General features: G+C 62.2%; 19 protein-coding genes and 1 pseudogene. 15 read left to right on the top strand and 5 right to left on the bottom strand.

All coding sequences use genetic code 11. From position 1 onward, the window contains the following. Positions 1-46 precede the first annotated feature (46 nt). Complete coding sequence (locus VDP79_RS05955; protein WP_323017301.1) at positions 47-949, top strand: NAD(P)-dependent oxidoreductase; 903 nt, start codon at positions 47-49, stop codon at positions 947-949. A gap of 28 nt (positions 950-977) precedes the next feature. Here the strand turns inward: VDP79_RS05955 and VDP79_RS05960 are convergent, their stop codons facing one another. Next, complete coding sequence (locus VDP79_RS05960) at positions 978-1,892, bottom strand: LysR family transcriptional regulator (RefSeq protein ID WP_323017302.1); 915 nt, start codon at positions 1,890-1,892, stop codon at positions 978-980. Positions 1,893-2,029: 137 nt separating this feature from the next. Between VDP79_RS05960 and VDP79_RS05965 the strand changes: the two genes are divergently transcribed. The 13 genes and pseudogenes from VDP79_RS05965 to VDP79_RS06025 all read left to right on the top strand — a co-directional run bounded on the left by VDP79_RS05965 (position 2,030) and on the right by VDP79_RS06025 (position 13,443). Further along, positions 2,030-3,187 (top strand): 4-oxalomesaconate tautomerase, encoded by a 1,158-nt coding sequence (locus VDP79_RS05965; RefSeq protein WP_323017303.1) that lies wholly within the window; start codon positions 2,030-2,032, stop codon positions 3,185-3,187. Between the two features lie 44 nt (positions 3,188-3,231). Further along, on the top strand, positions 3,232-4,260 hold the full coding sequence (locus VDP79_RS05970; RefSeq protein ID WP_323017586.1) for an amidohydrolase family protein: 1,029 nt from the start codon (positions 3,232-3,234) through the stop codon (positions 4,258-4,260). A gap of 19 nt (positions 4,261-4,279) precedes the next feature. Then, on the top strand, positions 4,280-4,975 hold the full coding sequence (ligK, locus tag VDP79_RS05975; RefSeq protein ID WP_323017304.1) for a 4-carboxy-4-hydroxy-2-oxoadipate aldolase/oxaloacetate decarboxylase: 696 nt from the start codon (positions 4,280-4,282) through the stop codon (positions 4,973-4,975). Between the two features lie 11 nt (positions 4,976-4,986). Next, complete coding sequence (locus VDP79_RS05980) at positions 4,987-5,904, top strand: amidohydrolase family protein (protein WP_323017305.1); 918 nt, start codon at positions 4,987-4,989, stop codon at positions 5,902-5,904. A 3-nt stretch (positions 5,905-5,907) separates the two neighbouring features. Beyond that, the gene (gene ligA, locus VDP79_RS05985) at positions 5,908-6,297 is read left to right on the top strand and encodes a protocatechuate 4,5-dioxygenase subunit alpha (protein ID WP_323017306.1); all 390 of its coding nucleotides are present in this window, start codon (positions 5,908-5,910) and stop codon (positions 6,295-6,297) included. Continuing rightward, the gene (locus VDP79_RS05990; RefSeq protein WP_323017307.1) at positions 6,294-7,160 is read left to right on the top strand and encodes a class III extradiol dioxygenase subunit beta; all 867 of its coding nucleotides are present in this window, start codon (positions 6,294-6,296) and stop codon (positions 7,158-7,160) included. The genes ligA and VDP79_RS05990 overlap by 4 nt, the downstream gene beginning before the upstream one ends. Further along, positions 7,160-8,119, top strand: coding sequence for a Gfo/Idh/MocA family oxidoreductase (locus tag VDP79_RS05995; RefSeq protein ID WP_323017308.1), 960 nt, complete (start codon positions 7,160-7,162; stop codon positions 8,117-8,119). Before VDP79_RS05990 ends, VDP79_RS05995 begins: the two co-directional genes overlap by 1 nt. Positions 8,120-8,160: 41 nt before the next feature. Next, positions 8,161-9,336 carry an ABC transporter substrate-binding protein gene (locus VDP79_RS06000; RefSeq protein WP_323017309.1) on the top strand — a complete coding sequence of 392 codons (1,176 nt, stop codon included), beginning with the start codon at positions 8,161-8,163 and terminating at the stop codon, positions 9,334-9,336. A gap of 105 nt (positions 9,337-9,441) precedes the next feature. Continuing rightward, positions 9,442-10,299, top strand: coding sequence for a branched-chain amino acid ABC transporter permease (locus VDP79_RS06005; protein WP_323017310.1), 858 nt, complete (start codon positions 9,442-9,444; stop codon positions 10,297-10,299). A 9-nt stretch (positions 10,300-10,308) separates the two neighbouring features. Then, positions 10,309-11,361 (top strand): branched-chain amino acid ABC transporter permease, encoded by a 1,053-nt coding sequence (locus VDP79_RS06010; protein WP_323017311.1) that lies wholly within the window; start codon positions 10,309-10,311, stop codon positions 11,359-11,361. Then, entirely contained in the window at positions 11,358-12,107 is a 750-nt protein-coding gene (locus VDP79_RS06015) for an ABC transporter ATP-binding protein (protein WP_323017312.1), read from the top strand. Before VDP79_RS06010 ends, VDP79_RS06015 begins: the two co-directional genes overlap by 4 nt. Then, a pseudogene (locus VDP79_RS06020) lies at positions 12,100-12,777 on the top strand (ABC transporter ATP-binding protein); the annotation flags it as partial. The gene VDP79_RS06015 and the pseudogene VDP79_RS06020, both read left to right, overlap by 8 nt. Further along, entirely contained in the window at positions 12,757-13,443 is a 687-nt protein-coding gene (locus VDP79_RS06025; protein ID WP_323017587.1) for a hemerythrin domain-containing protein, read from the top strand. The pseudogene VDP79_RS06020 and the gene VDP79_RS06025, both read left to right, overlap by 21 nt. A gap of 27 nt (positions 13,444-13,470) precedes the next feature. On the opposite strand, the gene VDP79_RS06030 is transcribed toward VDP79_RS06025, so the two are convergent. Both VDP79_RS06030 and VDP79_RS06035 read right to left on the bottom strand, forming a co-directional pair. Continuing rightward, on the bottom strand, positions 13,471-14,685 hold the full coding sequence (locus tag VDP79_RS06030; RefSeq protein WP_323017313.1) for a benzoate/H(+) symporter BenE family transporter: 1,215 nt from the start codon (positions 14,683-14,685) through the stop codon (positions 13,471-13,473). Further along, positions 14,682-15,947: an EAL and HDOD domain-containing protein gene (locus tag VDP79_RS06035; protein ID WP_323017314.1), complete on the bottom strand. Its 1,266-nt coding sequence runs from the start codon at positions 15,945-15,947 to the stop codon at positions 14,682-14,684. The genes VDP79_RS06030 and VDP79_RS06035 overlap by 4 nt, the downstream gene beginning before the upstream one ends. Positions 15,948-16,119: 172 nt before the next feature. Between VDP79_RS06035 and VDP79_RS06040 the strand changes: the two genes are divergently transcribed. Then, positions 16,120-17,247, top strand: coding sequence for an aminotransferase class V-fold PLP-dependent enzyme (locus VDP79_RS06040; RefSeq protein ID WP_323017315.1), 1,128 nt, complete (start codon positions 16,120-16,122; stop codon positions 17,245-17,247). Positions 17,248-17,251: 4 nt separating this feature from the next. Here VDP79_RS06040 and VDP79_RS06045 read toward each other — a convergent pair whose 3' ends face one another. Both VDP79_RS06045 and VDP79_RS06050 read right to left on the bottom strand, forming a co-directional pair. Next, on the bottom strand, positions 17,252-18,013 hold the full coding sequence (locus VDP79_RS06045) for an ABC transporter permease (protein ID WP_323017316.1): 762 nt from the start codon (positions 18,011-18,013) through the stop codon (positions 17,252-17,254). Then, positions 18,010-18,981, bottom strand: a complete 972-nt coding sequence (locus tag VDP79_RS06050; protein WP_323017317.1) for an ABC transporter ATP-binding protein — start codon at positions 18,979-18,981, stop codon at positions 18,010-18,012. Before VDP79_RS06050 ends, VDP79_RS06045 begins: the two co-directional genes overlap by 4 nt. Positions 18,982-19,011 lie beyond the last annotated feature (30 nt).

Here is a 19,011-nt window from a genome sequence, read left to right on the forward strand (position 1 = left end):
TGGCAGCGGCCAGTGGGATGACACACCATCAAGTAGGGGAGCAGTCATGCAAAAAACGCATCTAGGCCTGATCGGCTATGGCGAGGTCGGCGGAATTTTCTGCGCGGGTCTGGCGCCGCAGGTCGAGAGCGCCCGGGCCTGGGATCTGAAACTGGCCGATCCTGGGACCGCCGAGCCCTTGCGCGACAGGGCGGCACATGACGGTGTCACTCTGTGCGCCTCGGCAGCAGATCTGTGCGCCGCCAGTAATCTGGTGATTTCGGCGGTCACGGCATCCAATACGGTGGCCGTGGCCCGAGAAGCGGCTGCCCATCTGCAGCCGGGGACGGTGTTCCTGGACCTGAATTCCGCCTCGCCGGGCGCCAAGCGCGCAGCCGCCGCCCTGATCGAAGCGGCAGGCGGGCATTACGTCGAAGCCGGGGTGATGACATCGGTACCGCCATACGGGATTCGTGTGCCCATGTTGCTGGGCGGCGCGCATGCCGACGCACTGGCCAGGCGGTTGGCGGCCTTCGGTATGGACGTCAAGGTCGTCTCGTCGGATCTCGGTGTGGCGTCGGCCATCAAGATGTGCCGCAGCGTCATGATCAAAGGCCTGGAAGCGCTGGTGATCGAAAGCTATACCGCGGCGCGCGCGTATGGGGTCGAAGACTACGTGTTGCCGACATTGCAGGAAACCTTCCCATCGATCGACTGGTCAGAGCAGGGCCGCTATTTCTACAGCCGGGTGGTGCAGCATGGCCGGCGTCGCGCCGAGGAAATGCGTGAAGTCGCCAATACCGTGCGCGAGGCCGGTTTTGAACCCTGGATGGCAGCCGCTACCGCTGAAAAGCAGGACTGGGTGGCGCGTCAGGCCGCGCAGGGCGTATTCGAGGGCGTCCAGGCGGCGGACAGCTGGCAAGCTTATGCCGACCGCCTGATTGCCGCCGGGCGGCAAAACGCATCCTGATGCCAGAGCCTTGCGGGGCCTGGCGCATTCAGTCTGTCTGAGTCATCGTGGCCGGATAGACTTCGCGCACCGTGTCGCGGATCAGTTGCAGCATGGCCTGTTGTGTCAGCGTCGTGATGCGTCCGGATGCGGTCGCCAGATATAGCTGACTGGGCAGTTCCGGCTGGCAGATCGGCCGGATGTGGTAGCGGTCCGGCTGTGCCGAGGTCAGCACGGCGTGTTCGGTCAGTACCGCATAGCCGGCGCCATCGGCGACCAGATCCAGGATGGCCGGCACCCCGTCGATTTCCAGGCGGATATTAGGACGGCAACCGATCAGGGCCATTTGTGATTCCAGCAGCATGCGTACGGTATGCGGTCGGTTGGGGATGACCAGAGGGATGCCCGCCAGGGATTGCAGCGACATGGCTTGTGTGGACGGGTGGGGGCCTTTGGGGCCGACCAGGTACAGCAGTTCGCTGGTCAGCGGGCGCAGATCCAGTTCCGCCGAGGCGCTGGGGTTGTAGAGCAAGGCGATGTCCAGTCGGCCCGCCAGCAGCCATTCCTGCATCATCAGCGACAGGCCCTCGCTGATGGACAGCGAAGCATTAGGCAGCTGCTTGCGGAATTTTCGCGTCAGCTGCACCGTCAGCATTTTCGACGCACTGGGGGCGATGCCCAATGCTACCCGGCCAGCCAGGGCGCCTTGGACCCGGCCCATGTCTTCTTTGGCGCGTTCGATCTGGTGCAGAATGCCCCGGCAGTGTTCCAACAGCAGCTTGCCGGCATCGGTGGTGGTCACGCCCCGACCATTGCGGTTCAGCAGATTCTGACGCAGTTCCACTTCCAGCAGGCGCACCTGGCGGCTGAGCGCCGGCTGTGCGATGCCCAGGGCATGGGACGCCTGGGTGAAGCTGCCCAATTCGGCGACCCGGGTGAAATATTCCATCTGCTTGATGTCCATCTTGGGGTTTACCCTTAATTTCGGCATGAGGTCCCAGTAATTATATCAATTTGGTATAGCAGCTAGTGTGTTCATGCTCTTATTCATCAGGCTCCTGCCGCCCATAATGGCTGCAATACAGCAAGGGTGATGATGTGATGCAAAAGCCTGTTCCTGCTCTGTTCATGCGTGGCGGCACCTCGCGCGGGCCGTTCTTCCTGGAATCCGACCTGCCGTCCGATCCAGCGGTCCGTGACCGGGTTTTGCTGGCGGTGATGGGGTCGCCTGATCGTCGCCAGATCGACGGCATGGGCGGGGCGCATCCCCTGACCAGCAAGGTCGGTATTGTGCGGGCGGGGACGACCCCGGGCGTGGATCTGGAATTCCTGTTCGCCCAGTTGCAGCCGGATCAGGACACCGTCGACACCACGGCCAATTGCGGCAATATGCTGGCGGCGGTGGTGCCGTTCGCACTGGAGCGCGGCCTGATCGCGGCGCTGGACGATGAAACCACGGTGCGTGTGCTGACGCGCAACACCGGCATGCAGTGCGATATCACGGTGCAGACGCCGCTGACGTCAGCGGGCCGGCGTGTCAGCTACGAAGGCCAGGCCCGGATCGACGGCGTGCCCAAGACTTCAGCCCCCATCACCATCAATTTTCTGGATACCGCCGGTTCGGTGTGCGCCAGCCTGTTGCCGACCGGCCAGGTGCTGGATCATGTGCATGTCGCACCGCCTGCCGGGGCGTCCTTCGAGCCGTTTGACATCGATGTGACCTGCATCGACAACGGCATGCCGCTGGTGCTGTTCCGGGCTCAGGATCTGGGTTGCAGCGGGCAGGAAAGCCCGGCGGAACTGAATGCCGATACGGAACTGAAGGCCAGGATCGAGGCCCTGCGCTTGAAGACAGCCGAACGCATGGGTTTGGGGGATGTCAGCGGGCGCAATTACCCCAAGATGACCCTGGTATCGGCCCCACAGGCCGGCGGCGCGATCAGCACGCGCAGCTTTATCCCGCACGTCTGCCATGAAGCCATCGGCGTACTGGCGGCCGTGACGGTCGGCACCGCCTGCGTGCTGGAAGGTTCCGTGCCGCATGCCCTGGCGCAATTGCCGGGTGGCGTGCGCAAGGCGGTGTCTATTGAGCATCCCAGCGGCGAATTCACCGTTGAACTCGAACTGGACCTGCATGACGCGCAGAAAGTCGTGCGGGCCGCCTTGCTGCGCACGGCGCGCCTCATCATGCGCGGTGAAGTCATGGTCCCTGAATCCGTCTGGTTGGCGGCAGGGGTGAATGGCGAGCACGCTCGCTGATGCGGCTTATCAAAAGGAAACTGTCAGCAATGAACCGAAAACCCCTGATCATCGATTGCCATGGGCACTACACCACGGCGCCGCAGGCCCTGGCTGACTGGCGTGAGCGCCAGATCGCCGGCATACAGGACCCGGTGCAACGTCCGCAAGCGTCCGATCTGCGGATCAGCGATGATGAGTTGCGCGAGAGCATCGAGTCCAATCAGCTGCGCCTGATGCGCGAACGCGGCTCGGACCTGACGATCTTTTCGCCCCGCGCCAGCTTCATGGCGCACCACATCGGTGATTTTCAGGTGTCCAGCACCTGGTCGGCGATCTGCAATGAATTGTGCCATCGGGTCGCGACGCTGTTTCCAGATCATTTCGCCATGGCGGCGATGTTGCCGCAGTCGCCCGGCATCGATCCGGCGACCTGCATTCCCGAGCTGGAAAAGTGCGTCAAGGAATACGGCGCTGTCGGCATCAATCTGAACCCGGACCCTTCCGGTGGCCACTGGACGGCGCCGCCGCTGTCGGATCATTCCTGGTATCCGATCTACGAAAAAATGGTGGAATACGACATTCCCGCCATGATCCACGTCTCGACCAGCTGCAATCCCTGCTTTCATACGACGGGCGCGCACTACCTGAATGCCGACACGACGGCGTTCATGCAGTGCCTCAGTTCGGATCTGTTCAAGGACTTTCCCACGCTGCGTTTCGTCATCCCACATGGCGGCGGGGCAGCGCCCTATCACTGGGGGCGGTTCCGCGGCCTGGCCCAGGCGCTGAACAAACCTTTGCTCGACGAGCATCTGCTGCACAACGTGTTTTTCGATACCTGCGTCTATCACCAGCCCGGGATTGATTTGCTGACACGCGTCATCCCCGTCAAGAACGTGCTGTTCGCCTCGGAGATGATCGGTGCAGTGCGCGGGATCGACCCTGAAACCGGCCATTATTTCGATGACACCAAGCGCTATATCGAAGCCGCCGATGTCCTGAGCGATGCCGACCGATTCCAGATTTACGAGGGCAATGCCCGGCGCGTCTATCCGCGCCTGGATGCCGCCCTGAAGGCCAAGGGCCTTTGACGAACGGAGAACCGAAAAGATGAGCACTTCCCTGAACCAGTTAGGTATCGTTCACAGGACCATCCAGCGGGCCGATGCCGCTGCTGTCGAACATCTGTCGCAGTTCGGCTCGGCCACCATCCACGAAGCCATGGGGCGTGTGGGCCTGATGAAACCCTATATGCGGCCGGTCTGGCGGGGCGCGCGCCTGTGCGGCACCGCCGTGACGGTCTTGCTGCAACCGGGCGACAACTGGATGCTGCATGTGGCCGCCGAGCAGATCCGGCCTGGCGACGTCGTGGTGGCTGCTTGCACGACCGACAGCACGGATGGTTTTTTTGGGGATTTGCTGGCGACTTCCTTCAAGGCGCGCGGCGCCCGGGGCCTGATCATCGATGGCGGCGTGCGTGACGTCGATACCTTGGAATCCATGGATTTCCCGGTCTTCGCACGGGCGGTCAATGCGCGGGGCACGGTCAAGGGCACGCTGGGTTCGGTGAACATTCCCGTGGTGTGCGCCAATGCCGCCGTCATGCCGGGCGACGTGATCGTGGCCGATACCGACGGCGTGGTGGTCGTGCCGGCCGCTATTGCCGCCCAGGTGGCAGCCAGGGCCCAGGCCCGCGAAGACAACGAGGTCAGCAAGCGGGAAATCTTCGCCTCCGGCGTCCTGGGGCTGGATTACTACAAGATGCGCGAAGGCCTGGAAAAAGCCGGCCTGACGTATCTGGATTAAGGACTGCGTCCATGAGTTCCGCCGACACCTTCGTCAAAACACCTGGCTGGCTGGATTATTACGACGGCCCCAGCCGACCGCATTTTCGCTTGCCGCCCGATGCCGTGGATGCCCATTGTCATGTCTTTGGGCCGGGGGCGGTGTTCCCCTATGCGCCGCAACGCAAGTACACGCCTTGCGATGCGCCGAAAGAGGCCCTGTTCGCCTTGCGCGATCACCTGGGCTTTGCGAAGAACGTGATCGTGCAGGCCACCTGCCACGGCACGGACAACCGCGCTTTGGTCGATGCGCTGCAGGCCTCCGCGGGCAGGGCGAGAGGGGTGGCGACGGTGGCGCAGGACGTCACGGATGCCGAACTGCAGGCCCTGCATGCCGCCGGCGTGCGCGGCACGCGCTTTAATTTCGTCAAGCGCCTGGCGGATTTCACGCCGCGCGATGTCCTGGCCGACATCGCTGCCCGCATTGCCCCGCTGGGCTGGCATGTGGTGGTCTATTTCGAGGCCAAGGATCTGCCGGAACTGTATGATTTCTTTACTGCGCTGCCCACCACTGTCGTGGTCGATCACATGGGCCGCCCGGATGTCACGCAGCCGGTCGATGGGCCGGAATTCCAACGTTTTGTCGCGTTGATGCGCGAACATCCCAATATCTGGAGCAAGGTCAGCTGCCCGGAACGCCTCAGCCAGTCGGGGCCGTATGCCCTGGATGGTGAACAACACGCCTACCGGGACGTGACGCCGTTTGCCCGCCATCTGGTGGAGACCTTTCCTGAACGCGTCCTGTGGGGTACCGACTGGCCGCACCCGAACCTGAAGTCCCATATGCCCGATGACGGCCTGCTCGTGGATTTCATTCCGCAGATTGCGCCGACCGCCGAATTGCAGCGCAAGCTGCTGGTCGACAATCCAAACCGCTTGTACTGGAGTTGAGCCATGTCTCTGAACAAGCCTTACACCGACATTCCCGGCACCACGATCTTCGATGCCGATCAGTCCCGACTGGGTTATCACCTGAATCAGTTCTGCATGTCGCTGATGAAGGCGGACAACCGCGCCCGCTTTCTGGCTGATGAACGCGCCTACGTGGACGAGTGGCCCATGAGCGAAGATCAGAAGCAGGCGGTGTTGGCCCGCGATCTGAATCGCTGCCTGCAGCTGGGCGGCAACATCTATTTCCTGGCGAAACTGGGCGCCACGGACGGGCGATCCTTTCAGTACATGGCGGCCAGCATGACCGGCATGTCCCAGGAAGATTACGCGGCCATGATGCTGGCCGGCGGCCGTTCCATCGAAGGCAATCGCAAAACCGGAGAACATTCATGAGCCAGACCCATGCCCGCATCACCGCCAGCGTGTATACCTCGCACGTGCCGGCCATCGGGGCCGCCCTGGATCTGGGCAAGTCCGGTGACAATTATTGGGCTCCTCTGTTCAAAGGCTACGAGCCCTCCAAGCAGTGGATGCAAGATCATCGCCCCGATGTGATCTTCCTGGTCTACAACGACCATGCCACGGCCTTCAGTCTGGACATGATCCCGACTTTCGCCATCGGTTGCGCAGAGCAATACCAGCCGGCCGACGAGGGCTGGGGCGCCCGTCCGGTGCCGCCCGTCATCGGTCATCCGGAACTGGCCGCGCATATCGCGCAATCGGTCATTCAGCAGGATTTCGATCTGACCATCGTCAACAAGATGGACGTGGATCATGGCCTGACGGTGCCCTTGTCACTGATGTGCGGCCAGCCTCAGGCCTGGCCGTGCCCGGTCATTCCTTTCGCCGTCAATGTGGTGCAGTATCCGGTGCCGTCCGGACAGCGCTGTTTCCAGCTGGGGCAGGCGATCCGCCGCGCCATCGAAAGCTTCGACCGGCCCTTGAATGTGCAGATCTGGGGCACCGGCGGCATGAGCCATCAGCTGCAGGGGCCGCGCGCAGGGCTGATCAACCGCGAATTCGACAACGCCTTCCTGGATCGCCTGATCGCCGATCCTGCAGGGCAGGCGTCGGTGCCGCATATCGACTATGTACGCGAAGCCGGTTCCGAGGGCATTGAACTGGTCATGTGGCTGGTCGCCCGTGGCGCCATGGCCGATGTGGCGGGCGGGCCCGCGCCGCGCCTCGTGCACCGCTTCTACCATGTACCTGCCTCGAACACGGCGGTGGGACACCTGATTCTGGAGGAACAATAATGGCCCGGCAGCATCTGAAAGTCGCCCTGGCTGGGGCCGGCGCGTTCGGTATCAAGCATCTGGACGGCATTGCCCGCATAGATGGCGTGGATGTCGTCGCGCTGGTCAGCCGGGATCTGGACAAGACCCGTGCCGTTGCTCAGAAGTACGGCATTGAACAGGCTGCTACCGATCTGGACGCGGTGCTGGATCGTCCGGAGGTGGACGCCGTGATCTTGTGCACGCCCACCCAGATGCATGCGGCGCAGGCGATGGCCTGCCTGCGGGCGGGCAAGCATGTGCAGGTCGAAATCCCCATGGCCGACAACCTGAAGGACGCGCAAGCGCTGGTGGATCTGGCGCAGCAAAGCGGCAAGGTCGCCATGTGCGGTCATACGCGCCGTTTCAATCCCAGCCACCAGTACGTGCATCAACAGGTCCGGAAAGGCGCATTCCACCTCCAGCAGATGGATGTACAGACTTATTTCTTTCGCCGCACCAATATGAATGCGCTGGGCGAGCCACGCAGCTGGACCGACCACCTGCTGTGGCACCACGCTGCGCATACCGTAGATCTGTTCGCCTATCAATGCGGCAGCCCGGTGGTCAAGGCGCATGCCGTGCAGGGGCCGATCCATCCGGCCTTGGGCATCGCCATGGACATGTCCATCCAATTGCAGGCGGCCAACGGGGCCATCTGCACCTTGTCGCTCAGCTTCAACAATGATGGCCCGCTGGGCACGTTCTTTCGCTACATCGGCGATACCGCCACTTATATCGCCCGCTACGACGAGCTGATCACCGGACGCGACGAGGTCATCGATGTCAGCCGGGTGGACGTGTCCATGAACGGCATCGAATTGCAGGATCGCGAATTTTTTGCGGCGATCCGCGAGGGGCGGGAACCGAATGCCAGCGTGGCGCAGGTCCTGCCGTGTTATCAGGTTTTGCATGACCTAGAGCAGCAGCTGGCCGGCTGACAAGCTGGTTTCTTTATTATGATTCTTCCAGGAGTGAGACCATGAAATTCATCAAGACCCTAGGGGCGGTGGCGCTGGCCTTCAGTACTGCCGCCGCCTTCAGCACCGTACAGGCCAAGGATCTGACCATCGGCGTGGTCATGCCGATGTCCGGGCCGTTTGCGGCTCACGGCAAGCAGGTCCAGCACGGCATCGATCTGTATATGGCCGAACACGGCGATGAGGTCGCTGGCCGCAAGATCAAGATCCTCATCAAGGATGACACCGGCATTGCGCCGGCCGTGGCCAAGCGTCAGGCGCAGGAACTGCTGATCAAGGACAAAGTCGATATCCTGGCCGGCTTCACGCTGACGCCCAATGCCTTTTCCGTGGCCCCGCTGGCGACCGAGGCCAAGGTACCCATGGTCGTGCTGAATGCAGCGACTTCGTCCATCACCGAAAAATCGCCCAATATCGTGCGAGTGTCCATGACGCTGCCGCAGGATACCGCCCCCATGGCGCAGTGGGCCTATGCCAACGGCATCCGCTCGGTCTATACCCTGGTGTCCGACTATGGTCCCGGGCATGATGCCGAACAGCAGTTCCAGAAGACCTTTACCGCATTGGGCGGCAAGATCATCGGCGAGGTCCGCACCCCGGTCGCCACGCCCGATTACGCGCCGTATCTGCAGCGCATCAAAGACGCCAAGCCCGATGCCGTGTTCCTGTTCGTGCCCAACGGCGAACAGGGTGTGGCATTGGCGAAAGGTTTCAAGGAACGCGGTCTGGATCAGGCCGGTATCAAGGAACTGGCCACGGGTGACGTCACCGACGAAGACGTGCTGAACGCCATGGGTGACGCCGCTCTGGGCATGATCACGTCTTTCCATTATTCGGCCGCGCATGATTCGCCGGAAAACAAGGCCTATGTCGCCGCTTACCATAAGGCGTTTCCGAACGACCGCCCGAATTTCGTGTCGGTGGCGGGCTATGACGGCATGCATCTGATCTATGCCGCTCTGGAAAAGACCAAGGGTGATGCCAGCGCGCCTGCCTTCATGGATGCCGTCAAGGGCATGAAGTGGACCAGTCCGCGCGGCCCGGTGGAAATCGATCCGCAGACGCGCGACATCATTCAGAACGTCTACATCCGCAAGGTTGAAAAAGTCGACGGCGTGCTGCAGAACGTGGAATTCGACACCATCAAAGCGGTGAAAGATCCCGGCAAGCAAGGCTGATCCGTGCGGGCGGCGGCGCTGATCCGATGCGTTGCCGCCGTCCGGGTTCCTGCGGAGGCGGCGCCTCACCTGGTGCGCCGCCTGTCTTACCCTCCAGGATGAATCATGACTATATTGTTCGACGGCCTTGCCTACGGCATGCTGCTGTTTCTGATCAGCGTGGGCCTGTCCGTGACGCTGGGCCTGATGAATTTCGTCAACCTGGCCCATGGCGCGTTCGCCATGCTGGGCGGCTATGCCTGTGTGATCCTGCTCAACAACTATGGGGTGCCGTTTCTGGCGACGCTTCCGGTGGCGGCCATTGTGCCGGGCATTGCCGGCATCATCCTGGAGCGTTTGCTGTACCGGCGGCTGTATGCAGCGTCCGACCTGGATCAGGTGCTGTTTTCCATCGGTCTGGTGTTCATGGCGGTCGCGGCGGCGCACTATTTTTTCGGCGCCCAGCAGCAGCCCTTGCACCTGCCTGAATTCCTGTCTGGACAGATTCATGTCATGCAGGGCCTGGATGTGGGCGTCTATCGTCTGTTTCTGATCATTGCCGGCCTGCTGGTGGCGGTGTTGCTGCAATGGTCGGTGATCCGCACTTCCTTTGGCGCGCGCCTGCGCGCCGCCGTGGACAATCAGCGTGTGGCACGCGGTCTGGGAGTGGATGTCAACCGCGTATTCAGCCTGACCTTCGCCCTGGGCTCGGCCTTGGCGGGCCTGGGCGGCGCCTTGGGCGTGGAGATGCTGGGTCTGGATCCTGAATTTCCCGTCAAATACCTGGTGTATTTCCTGATCGTGGTGTCGGTAGGGGGCAGCGGCAATATTCTCGGTTCCTTGTATGCCGCCATTCTGTTGGGGGTGGCTGATGTGGCCGGCAAGTACTACATCCCCCAGATAGGCGCTTTCATCATTTACGCCGTCATGGTGGTGACGCTGATCTATCGCCCTCATGGCCTGTTTGGCCGCTCTCACAAATAGGACGCCGACATGACGACTTCTTTCCTATCCGGGGCGGGTGCTGACCGAGGCTTGCAGCGGGCCGAGGTGCTGGCCGCCTATCGCCGCACGGCGCGCTGGAAGCCGCTGGAATATCTGTTCTGGTGTTTGCCGGTCCTGGCATATTTCGCTTTCCCCGGTAATTATCTGCTGCTTAGCCAGATTGCCATCACGGGCTTGTTCGCCCTGTCCCTGGACTTGATTTTCGGCTATGCCGGCGTGATTTCCCTGGGACATGCCGCCTTTTTCGGCGTTGGCGCCTATACGGTGGGATTGCTGGGCTCGCACGGCCTGGGGGATCCCTTGCTGGGGCTGGCGCTGGCCGCTTTTTTCGCCGGCGTGCTCGGGTTTCTCAGCAGCTTCCTGCTGTTGCGTGGTAATGATCTGTCGCGTCTGATGGTGACGCTGGGCGTGGCCTTGATGCTTTATGAATTGGCCAACAAATTCACCAGCATCACGGGGGGCGTGGATGGCATGCCGGGCGTCGAGATCAAACCCATTCTGGGTTTGTTCGATTTCGACATGTTCGGCCGGGTAGGTTTTATCTATTCGGTGATCGTGCTGTTCGTGCTGTTCTGCGTGGCGCGCCGTCTGGTGTATTCGCCTTTCGGGCAAAGCCTGCGCGGCATCCACATGAACGTGCTGCGTATGCCGGCGCTGGGCGTGCCGGTCAATAGCCGCCTGGTCCGGGTCTATACCATCGGTGCGGCGTATGCCGGCGTGGCGGGCGCCTTGCTGGCGCAGACCAATCAGTTCGTGTCCCTGGATGTGCTCAGTTTCCAGCGCTCAGCCGATCTCTTGCTGATTCTGATCTTGGGCGGCGCCGGTCATTTGTACGGCGGCCTGATCGGCGCCGTGGTTTTCGTGATGATCAACTATTTCCTGTCCGACATGAACCCGCAATACTGGCAGTTCTGGTTGGGCCTGATCCTGGTGCTGATCGTGCTGTTTGCGCGCGGCGGCATTCTGGGTACGGCGCAACAATGGATACGATCCGCCCGCCATCGGGCTCAGGCTACTGCCCGTACGGAGTCCTCTTCATGAATGCGGTTCTGCAAACCCATGACCTGGTGCGGCGTTTCGGCGGCTTCATCGCCACCGATCAGGTCAATCTGTCGATCGCGGCAGGTTCCCGTCATGCCTTGATCGGTCCCAACGGGGCAGGCAAGACCACCTTGATCAATCTGCTGACGGGCTATCTGGAACCCACTTCAGGGCGTGTCAGCCTGATGGGGCAGGACGTCACCCGTGTGCCGCAGCACGAACGCTGTCGCCAAGGGCTGGTGCGCACCTTCCAGATCAATCAGCTGTTCATGGGCATGACGGTGTTGGAATCCGTGGCCCTGGCGGTCAGCGAACGCCTGGGCCTGGGTACTCAATGGTGGACGCCGTTGGCGATCCGCGCGGATGTCCTGGACGAGGCAGCTGCCATTCTGGATCAGTTGAAGCTGCTGTCCGATGCCTACGAAACCACTCGCGATCTGGCCTATGGTCGTCAGCGGCTGATCGAAATCGCCTTGGCGCTGGCGCTGCACCCCAAAGTCCTGCTGCTGGATGAACCGGCAGCGGGGGTGCCCACGGGTGAATCGCGCGAATTGTTCGACACCATTGCGCAATTGCCGCGCGACGTCACCATCTTGCTGATTGAACACGATATGAATCTGGTCTTCCGTTTTGCCGAACGGATTTCTGTCCTGGTGTCGGGGGCCTTGCTGGTTGAAGACACCCCTGATGTCATCGCTCACCATCCCAAGGTCAAGGAAGTCTATCTCGGAGAAGCTCATGTCTGATCTCCTGCGTATGGAAAACGTCTGGGCCGGGTACGGCGACGCCATCATTCTGGAAGATCTGTCCTTTGCGCTGGCGGCAGGCGGCAGCCTGGCCTTGCTGGGGCGCAACGGCATGGGCAAGACCACGCTGCTGGCCACTCTGATGGGGGCGACCCGCTTGCGCAAGGGCCGGATTTTCTTTGAAACCCGCGACATCGCCAGGGTGCCCAGCCATCAGCGGGCGCGGGCCGGACTGGGCTGGGTGCCCCAGGAACGCGATATTTTCCCCTCGCTGACAGTCGAAGAAAATCTGACGGTTGTCGCCCAAGCGGGGGAGTGGACGGTGGATCGTGTCTACGACCTGTTTCCGCGTCTGCGGGAACGCCGTGCAAATCTGGGCAATCAGCTATCGGGCGGCGAGCAGCAGATGCTGGCCATGGGGCGGGCGCTGATGCTCAATCCCAAGGTCCTGCTGCTGGACGAACCCCTGGAAGGTCTGGCGCCCTTGATTGCCCAGGAACTGCTGCACATCATCGACCGCATGGTCTCGGAAGGGCGCATGGCGGTGATTCTGGTGGAACAGCATGCCCGGCAGATTTTGCCCATCATGCGTCAGGCGCTGATTCTGGAGCGTGGCAGAGTCGTCTATGCTGGCGACAGTGCCACGCTGTTGCAGGATGCCGCACAGCTGGACCACTGGCTGGGGGCGGGGTCGACGGAAGACAGCTCCAGCGTCCAGGCGGCGCCCGCGTCGGCATCCGGTCTGGATGAGCGGATTCCGGCCATCGAAGCCATCTGCGAGGAACACCGGGCGATCGCCGCCATCCTCAGCGCTTTGTCGCGCATTCTGGAGGGTATCGAATCCGGCCGCCTGCAGCCGGATTTCAAGCTGCTGGCCAGCCTGGTGGAATACATTGCGGAAATGCCGGACAAGCTGCATCACCCCAAGGAAGACCGTATTTTTTCCCTGCTGCGCAGCAAGACCTCAGAGATGGATGCGCATCTGGAGGCGCTGGAGGCCGAGCACCGCAATAGCGTGCCGGCCACCAGCCACCTGGATCGCGCGCTGATCAGCTATATCCAGGGCGGAACAGATGCCTTTGCGGGGTTCCGGGATGTGGTGCGCACTTATATCGCCAACGAGTGGGTGCATCTCAATACCGAAGAACAGCACATTCTGCCGGCGGCGCAGCGTCTGTTCAGCGCCCAGGAGTGGCAGGACATCAATGCGGATTTCGCCCGCAACGGCGATCCCTGGTCGGGCCGGGACAATCGCTACGCCGACCTGTTCAAGCGTATCGCGCATCAGGCGCCGGCCCCGATCGGCGTGGGAGGGGCGGTGCCGCGCGAGGACTGATCCAGGCGCGTTCCGGTCGCCGTGGTTTCAGGCGCGCCGTTTCTGGATCGCCAGGCAGATGGCGCCCAGCACCAGCCCCCAGAAAGCACTGCCGATGCCCATCAGGCTCATGCCGGATGCCGTGGCCAGGAACGTCACCAGGGCGGATTCGCGGTAGTCGGGGGCCTGCAGCGATTCGTGGATGCTGGCCCCCAGCGTGCCCAGCAAGGCCAGCCCGGCAATGGCGGCCACCAGCTCTTGCGGAAAGGCGGCAAACAGGGCGACGACAGTGGCGCCGAAAATTCCGGTCAGCAGATAGAATGCACCGGCCCAGACGGATGCCTTATAGCGTTCCCGGGTGTCCGGGTCTGCGTCGGGGCTCATGCAGATGGCAGCCGTGATCGCCGCCAAGTTATAGGCGAAGCCGCCGAAGGGCGCCAGGACGATACCGGTCAGGCCGGTCCAGGAAATCAGCGGGGAAGCCGGCACGCGGGCGTAGCCGTTGGCCCGCAGAACCGCCAGGCCGGGGACGTTTTGCGACGTCATGGTCACGATGAACAGCGGCAAGGCCACGCCGATCAGGGCAGAAAGAGAAAAGGACGGCGCCATCCACACCGGATGGGCAGGCGTCCAGTTCAGCCCGCCCAAGGCCAGACCGCCTTGCCAGGCGGCGCAGACTATCCCGGCCAGCAGCGCCAGCGGCACGCTGTAGCGTGGCAGCAGGCGCCGCGCCAGGATGAAGGTGGCGAACATGGTGATGACCAGCAGCGGCCGGCCATGCATCGAGGCGAACAGGTCCATGCCGAAACGCAGCAAAATGCCTGCCAGCATGGCTGACGCCAGATGGCGCGGCACCCAGTCCATGATTTTCTGGAACCAGCCGGTGATGCCGCATAGCGTAATCAGCACGGAGCTGGCCATGAAGACACCGATCGCCTGATGCAGGCCGATGTCCCCCAGACTGGTGGCCAGCAGCGCTGCGCCAGGGGTGGACCAGGCGGTCAGCACCGGCGCTTTCCAGGCCAGGGACAGGCCGATGCAGGTGATCCCCATGCCGATACCCAGGGCCCACATCCACGAAGCCAGTTGTGCGTCTTGTGCGCCGGCTGCGCTGGCGGCTTGAAAGACAATCGCGACGGAACTGGTGTAGCCGACCAGGACCGCGATGAAGCCTGAGGAAATATGTGAAACCCGCAGCCAGCCGCCGATCCCGCGCCGGACGGATGCTGCGGGCCGGGAGACGGGGTCGGAGGGAACGGTCATGGCGCGGCGCGGGTGATGCCGTGCGCCCAGGTAAAGGCTTGTTGGACCAGGGAGCCGAGCTGTTCGGCCTGCACGTTCAGGGCCTGCAGCAGCGGCGCTGGCGATTCGATCGGATCCCGGTCCGAGGGGAAGATCAGGGTCGCCAGTCGCAGATCGGTTCCGAGGGCGCCTTCGTGGCGCAGCAGCGCGTCGCGGATCGGCACATCGACACTGACCTGGGACAGCAGATCGCTCATGGTGCCGTTGAACAGCTGGTCCATGATGGACAGGATCCCGGTGGTGAACGCCGATTCGGCGCGCACGGGTTGTTCCGGGTAGCGCAGGGTCGACAGGGCTTCCATCAGGTGAGCGCGGGCGCTGGCCTGGATCAGGATGGGGGACAGGTAGCCTGCCGGGCGGCCTGCCTCGGTGTACATCAGGACCTGGATCCAGCGCTGCAGCTGTCGGCGGCCCAGCAGCATGATAGCCTGGTTCAGGGATTCGACTTCCTGGCTAAGACCATAGGCCGGAGTGTTGACCATATCCAGCAAGGTCTTGACCAGTTCGGCGTCCTGCTTCAGGCAGGCCTCGATTTCGGGCGCTTCGCCTTCTCCCATGATCAGGGTAATCAGGCGCAGCAGGGTTTTTTGGCGCGGCGTCAGCGTCGCGGCGACCAGGTCCCTGGGCCAGTGGCCCTGGAAGATGCTGAAGCCCAGCAGCAGGAAGTTGTCCAGCGTGGCTTTGTCAGGGGTGTTGATCGCCATCAACTGCCGCCCGGCCTGTTTGTGCTGGAAGCTTTGGCGGAAGATGTCGGCTTTATTGCTGAGCGCCGGGTCAAAACCTACGACTTTGGTGAAAGGCAGCAGGGCGGCGCGTTCAGGCTGTGCAGCCAGGTCGCCGCGCAGCGAAAACTTCAGACCGGCGTGGGCCAGGCTTTGCAGTGACTGGATCAGTTCGGGCGTGATCTCCAGCGTTTCCGGAAATTCCAGGTAGCAGCGGTTGCGCGGCAGCGTCGAGGTAAAGACGCTTTGCAGCAGCGCCGGGGTGCCGTCGATCCAGTGCGGCGCGTAGGCCAGAAAGCTGCCGACGCCGTGTTCACGGGCTGCTTGCATCAGGGCGGGCCCCGTATCCACGTCGGCAGGGTCGGGATCCGTCCACAGGATGCGCAAGCGATAGCCGCTTAAACCCCGGTTCTGATCCAGAACGGGTTCGCGGCGAATCAGATACGGAGGGACCGTGGCTGAGGCGTCGTCTTGCGGCAAAGTGGTGTCTGTATCAGCCATCAGTGTTGTCTCCATATATGCTCCTGTGAGGGCTTAGGGCGGGTCTTATGAAGCCGCCTCGTATTGTGTTTTTTAACATTACTTAACTTGCAAGCAGCCATCCGTAATGGTAGATGGCGGATGCCATTATAAGGAAGTCTACAATCAGAAGATTCTTTAATTGGAGAAACCCATGCCAGGATTGCTGCCTCAAGTCGACCCGGACGGTTTGTTGGAATATTCCGTGGTCTATACCGATCGCGCCCTGAACCATATGTCCCAATCGTTTCAGGAGGTCATGCGTGATATTTCAAAGACCTTGAAAGCCGTCTACGGCGCCCATTCGGCCATCGTGATTCCCGGCAGCGGCACCTTCGGCATGGAAGCCGTCGCCCGCCAATTCGGGACGGGCAAGCGCTGCCTGGTCATCCGCAACGGTTGGTTCAGCTACCGCTGGACGCAGATTTTCGAAACCGGCGATATTCCGTCGGCGTCGCACGTGCTCAAGGCCCGTCCGGTCGAGTCCGGCGATCAGGCGCATTTCGCACCGCCGCCGGTTGCGGAAGTCATCGCCGCCATCCAGGCATTCAAACCCGATGTCGTCTTTGCCGCCCATGTGGAAACGGCCTCCGGCATCATGCTGCCCGATGACTACATCCGCCAGGTGGCCGATGCCGTGCATGCGGCTGGCGGCTTGTTTGTGCTGGATTGCATTGCTTCCGGCACCCTCTGGGTCAATATGCGGGATGTGCATGTGGACGTGCTGATTTCCGCCCCGCAAAAGGGCTGGACGTCTTCCGCCTGCTGCGGTCTGGTGATGTTGGGCGAGACTGCCCGCCAGCGCATCGAATCCACGCAAAGCACCAGTTTTGCCTGCGATTTGCGCAAGTGGCTGGGCATCATGGAAGCCTACGAAAAGGGCGGTCATGCTTATTACACGACTTTGCCCACGGATTCCCTGATCGTGTTGCGCAACGTCATGGCCGAGACCGAAGCCTATGGCTACGACAAGGTCAAGGCCGAGCAGCAGCAACTGGGCAATGCCGTGCGTGCCTTGTTGCGCGAACGCGGCTTCAAGAGCGTCGCCGCGCCGGGCTTCGAAGCGCCGGGTGTCGTGGTCAGCTACACCACGGATGACGGCATCCAGTCCACGCGCAAATTCGCGCAGGCTGGTCTGCAGGCCGCCGCCGGCGTGCCGTTGGCCTGCGACGAGCCGGAGGGCTTCAAGACGTTTCGCATCGGTCTGTTCGGCCTGGACAAGCTGCACAACATCGAGCGCACCGTCGGTACGCTGGCCCAGGCGCTGGACCGCATGCAGTAAATATTTATGGGCGCAGGCGGTAGCCGGTCCGAAAGATCCAGGCTACCGCCGCCAGGCACATGACCAGAAACAGGGTCGTCATGCCCAGGCTCAGCCAGATATTGACGTCGGCCAGGCCAAAGAAGCTCCAGCGAAAGCCGCTGACCAGATAGACCACCGGGTTGGCCAGCGTCACGGTCTGCCAGAAAGGCGGCAGCATGTCGATGGAATAGAAGCTGCCCCCCAGAAAGGTCAGGGGGGTGACGATCAGCAGCGGCACGAATTGCAGTTTTTCAAAGTTGTCCGCCCAGATGCCGATGATGAATCCCAGCAGACTGAAGGTAAACGCGGTCAGGATCATGAAGGCGAGCATGGCCAGGGGATGGTCGATGCGCAAGGGCACGAACAGCGTGGCGGTGGCCAGAATGATCACCCCCAGGATGATGGATTTCGTGGCGGCTGCGCCAACGTAGCCCAGCAGGATTTCCAGGTAAGACAGCGGAGCGGACAGGATTTCGTAAATAGTGCCGGTGAATTTCGGGAAATAAATACCGAAGGCGGCGTTCGAGATGCTGTGGGTCAGCAGCGACAGCATGATCAGCCCCGGCACGATGAAGGCTCCGTAACTGACGTCGCCCACCTGCTGGATGCGCGACCCGATCGCGGTGCCGAACACCACGAAATACAAAGAGGTCGAAATGACCGGGGCGACGATGCTTTGCAGCAGAGTGCGCCGGGTGCGGGCCATCTCGAAACGATAGATGGCGTAGATGGCGGGCCAGTTCATGCCGGGCTCCTGATCAGATCGACGAAAATGTCTTCCAGGGATCGTTGTTCGGTATCCACGTCGGCCAGCGCCAGGCCTTGGGCCTGCAGCGCCGCCATCAAGGCCGGCACGGCTGCGCCCGCCTGGGGCGTTTCGTAGCGGTAGCGCAGGGTGCGTCCGTCATCGGCCAGTTCCAGTGGCCAGACGGCCAGGGAATCCGGCAGTCGCGTCAGCGGGACTTGCAGGTGCAGCGTCAGGAATTTCTGGCCTAGTTGGCGCATCAGGCTGGCTTTTTGCTCGACCAGCAACAGCTGGCCGTGGTTGATGATGCCGACGCGGTCGGCCATTTCCTCGGCTTCCTCGATATAGTGGGTCGTCAGGATCACCGTGACGCCGGTGGCCCGCAGCGAACGCACCAGATTCCACATGTCCTTGCGCAGCGCCACATCCACCCCTGCAGTGGGTTCGTCCAGGAACAGGATGGCGGGCTCGTGCGATAGCGCCTTGGCGATCATGACGCGCCGTTTCATGCCGCCCGATAGCGTGATCAGCTTGCTGTCGCGCTTGTCCCACAAGGAAAGCGAGCGCAGGATGCGCTCCAGGGCATCGGGGTCGGGCGCCTTGCCGAACAGGCCGCGGGTAAAGCAGACCGTGTCCCAGACGGTTTCAAAGGCGTCGGTGGTCAGTTCCTGGGGTACCAGCCCGATGGCGGAACGGGCTGCCCGATAGTCGCGTACGATATCGTGGCCGGCCACTTGAACCGTTCCCGCGCTGGGGTTGACCAGGCCGCAGACGATGCTGATCAGCGTGGTCTTGCCTGCGCCGTTGGGGCCCAGCAAGGCGAAGATCTCGCCCGTCCGGATGTCCAGGTCGATCTGCTGCAGGGCGCGGTGGCCGGAGGCGTAGGTCTTGCTGAGTTGCCGGATGGCGATGATCGTGTCCGCCGGGGCTTGCGTCGCGGCGCTGGGTAAGGCTGAAGTATCTGGCATAGTGCGAGAAAATAGGGCGAAGGGCCTAGC

Source organism: Castellaniella sp., from assembly GCF_034675905.1.
Lineage (GTDB): Bacteria > Pseudomonadota > Gammaproteobacteria > Burkholderiales > Burkholderiaceae_B > Castellaniella.

What these genes read in the sequence shown, in the direction of transcription:
- VDP79_RS06030 (WP_323017313.1), bottom strand. Translation starts at nt 14,685, where the DNA reads ATGACCGTTCCCTCCGACCCCGTCTCCCGGCCCGCAGCATCCGTCCGG.
- VDP79_RS06050 (WP_323017317.1), bottom strand. Translation starts at nt 18,981, where the DNA reads ATGCCAGATACTTCAGCCTTACCCAGCGCCGCGACGCAAGCCCCGGCG.
- VDP79_RS06040 (WP_323017315.1), top strand. Translation starts at nt 16,120, where the DNA reads ATGCCAGGATTGCTGCCTCAAGTCGACCCGGACGGTTTGTTGGAATAT.
- VDP79_RS06005 (WP_323017310.1), top strand. Translation starts at nt 9,442, where the DNA reads ATGACTATATTGTTCGACGGCCTTGCCTACGGCATGCTGCTGTTTCTG.
- ligK (WP_323017304.1), top strand. Translation starts at nt 4,280, where the DNA reads ATGAGCACTTCCCTGAACCAGTTAGGTATCGTTCACAGGACCATCCAG.
- VDP79_RS06010 (WP_323017311.1), top strand. Translation starts at nt 10,309, where the DNA reads ATGACGACTTCTTTCCTATCCGGGGCGGGTGCTGACCGAGGCTTGCAG.
- VDP79_RS06000 (WP_323017309.1), top strand. Translation starts at nt 8,161, where the DNA reads ATGAAATTCATCAAGACCCTAGGGGCGGTGGCGCTGGCCTTCAGTACT.
- VDP79_RS05980 (WP_323017305.1), top strand. Translation starts at nt 4,987, where the DNA reads ATGAGTTCCGCCGACACCTTCGTCAAAACACCTGGCTGGCTGGATTAT.
- VDP79_RS05995 (WP_323017308.1), top strand. Translation starts at nt 7,160, where the DNA reads ATGGCCCGGCAGCATCTGAAAGTCGCCCTGGCTGGGGCCGGCGCGTTC.
- VDP79_RS06035 (WP_323017314.1), bottom strand. Translation starts at nt 15,947, where the DNA reads ATGGCTGATACAGACACCACTTTGCCGCAAGACGACGCCTCAGCCACG.
- VDP79_RS05960 (WP_323017302.1), bottom strand. Translation starts at nt 1,892, where the DNA reads ATGGACATCAAGCAGATGGAATATTTCACCCGGGTCGCCGAATTGGGC.
- VDP79_RS05955 (WP_323017301.1), top strand. Translation starts at nt 47, where the DNA reads ATGCAAAAAACGCATCTAGGCCTGATCGGCTATGGCGAGGTCGGCGGA.
- VDP79_RS06015 (WP_323017312.1), top strand. Translation starts at nt 11,358, where the DNA reads ATGAATGCGGTTCTGCAAACCCATGACCTGGTGCGGCGTTTCGGCGGC.
- VDP79_RS05965 (WP_323017303.1), top strand. Translation starts at nt 2,030, where the DNA reads ATGCAAAAGCCTGTTCCTGCTCTGTTCATGCGTGGCGGCACCTCGCGC.
- VDP79_RS06045 (WP_323017316.1), bottom strand. Translation starts at nt 18,013, where the DNA reads ATGAACTGGCCCGCCATCTACGCCATCTATCGTTTCGAGATGGCCCGC.
- VDP79_RS05990 (WP_323017307.1), top strand. Translation starts at nt 6,294, where the DNA reads ATGAGCCAGACCCATGCCCGCATCACCGCCAGCGTGTATACCTCGCAC.
- ligA (WP_323017306.1), top strand. Translation starts at nt 5,908, where the DNA reads ATGTCTCTGAACAAGCCTTACACCGACATTCCCGGCACCACGATCTTC.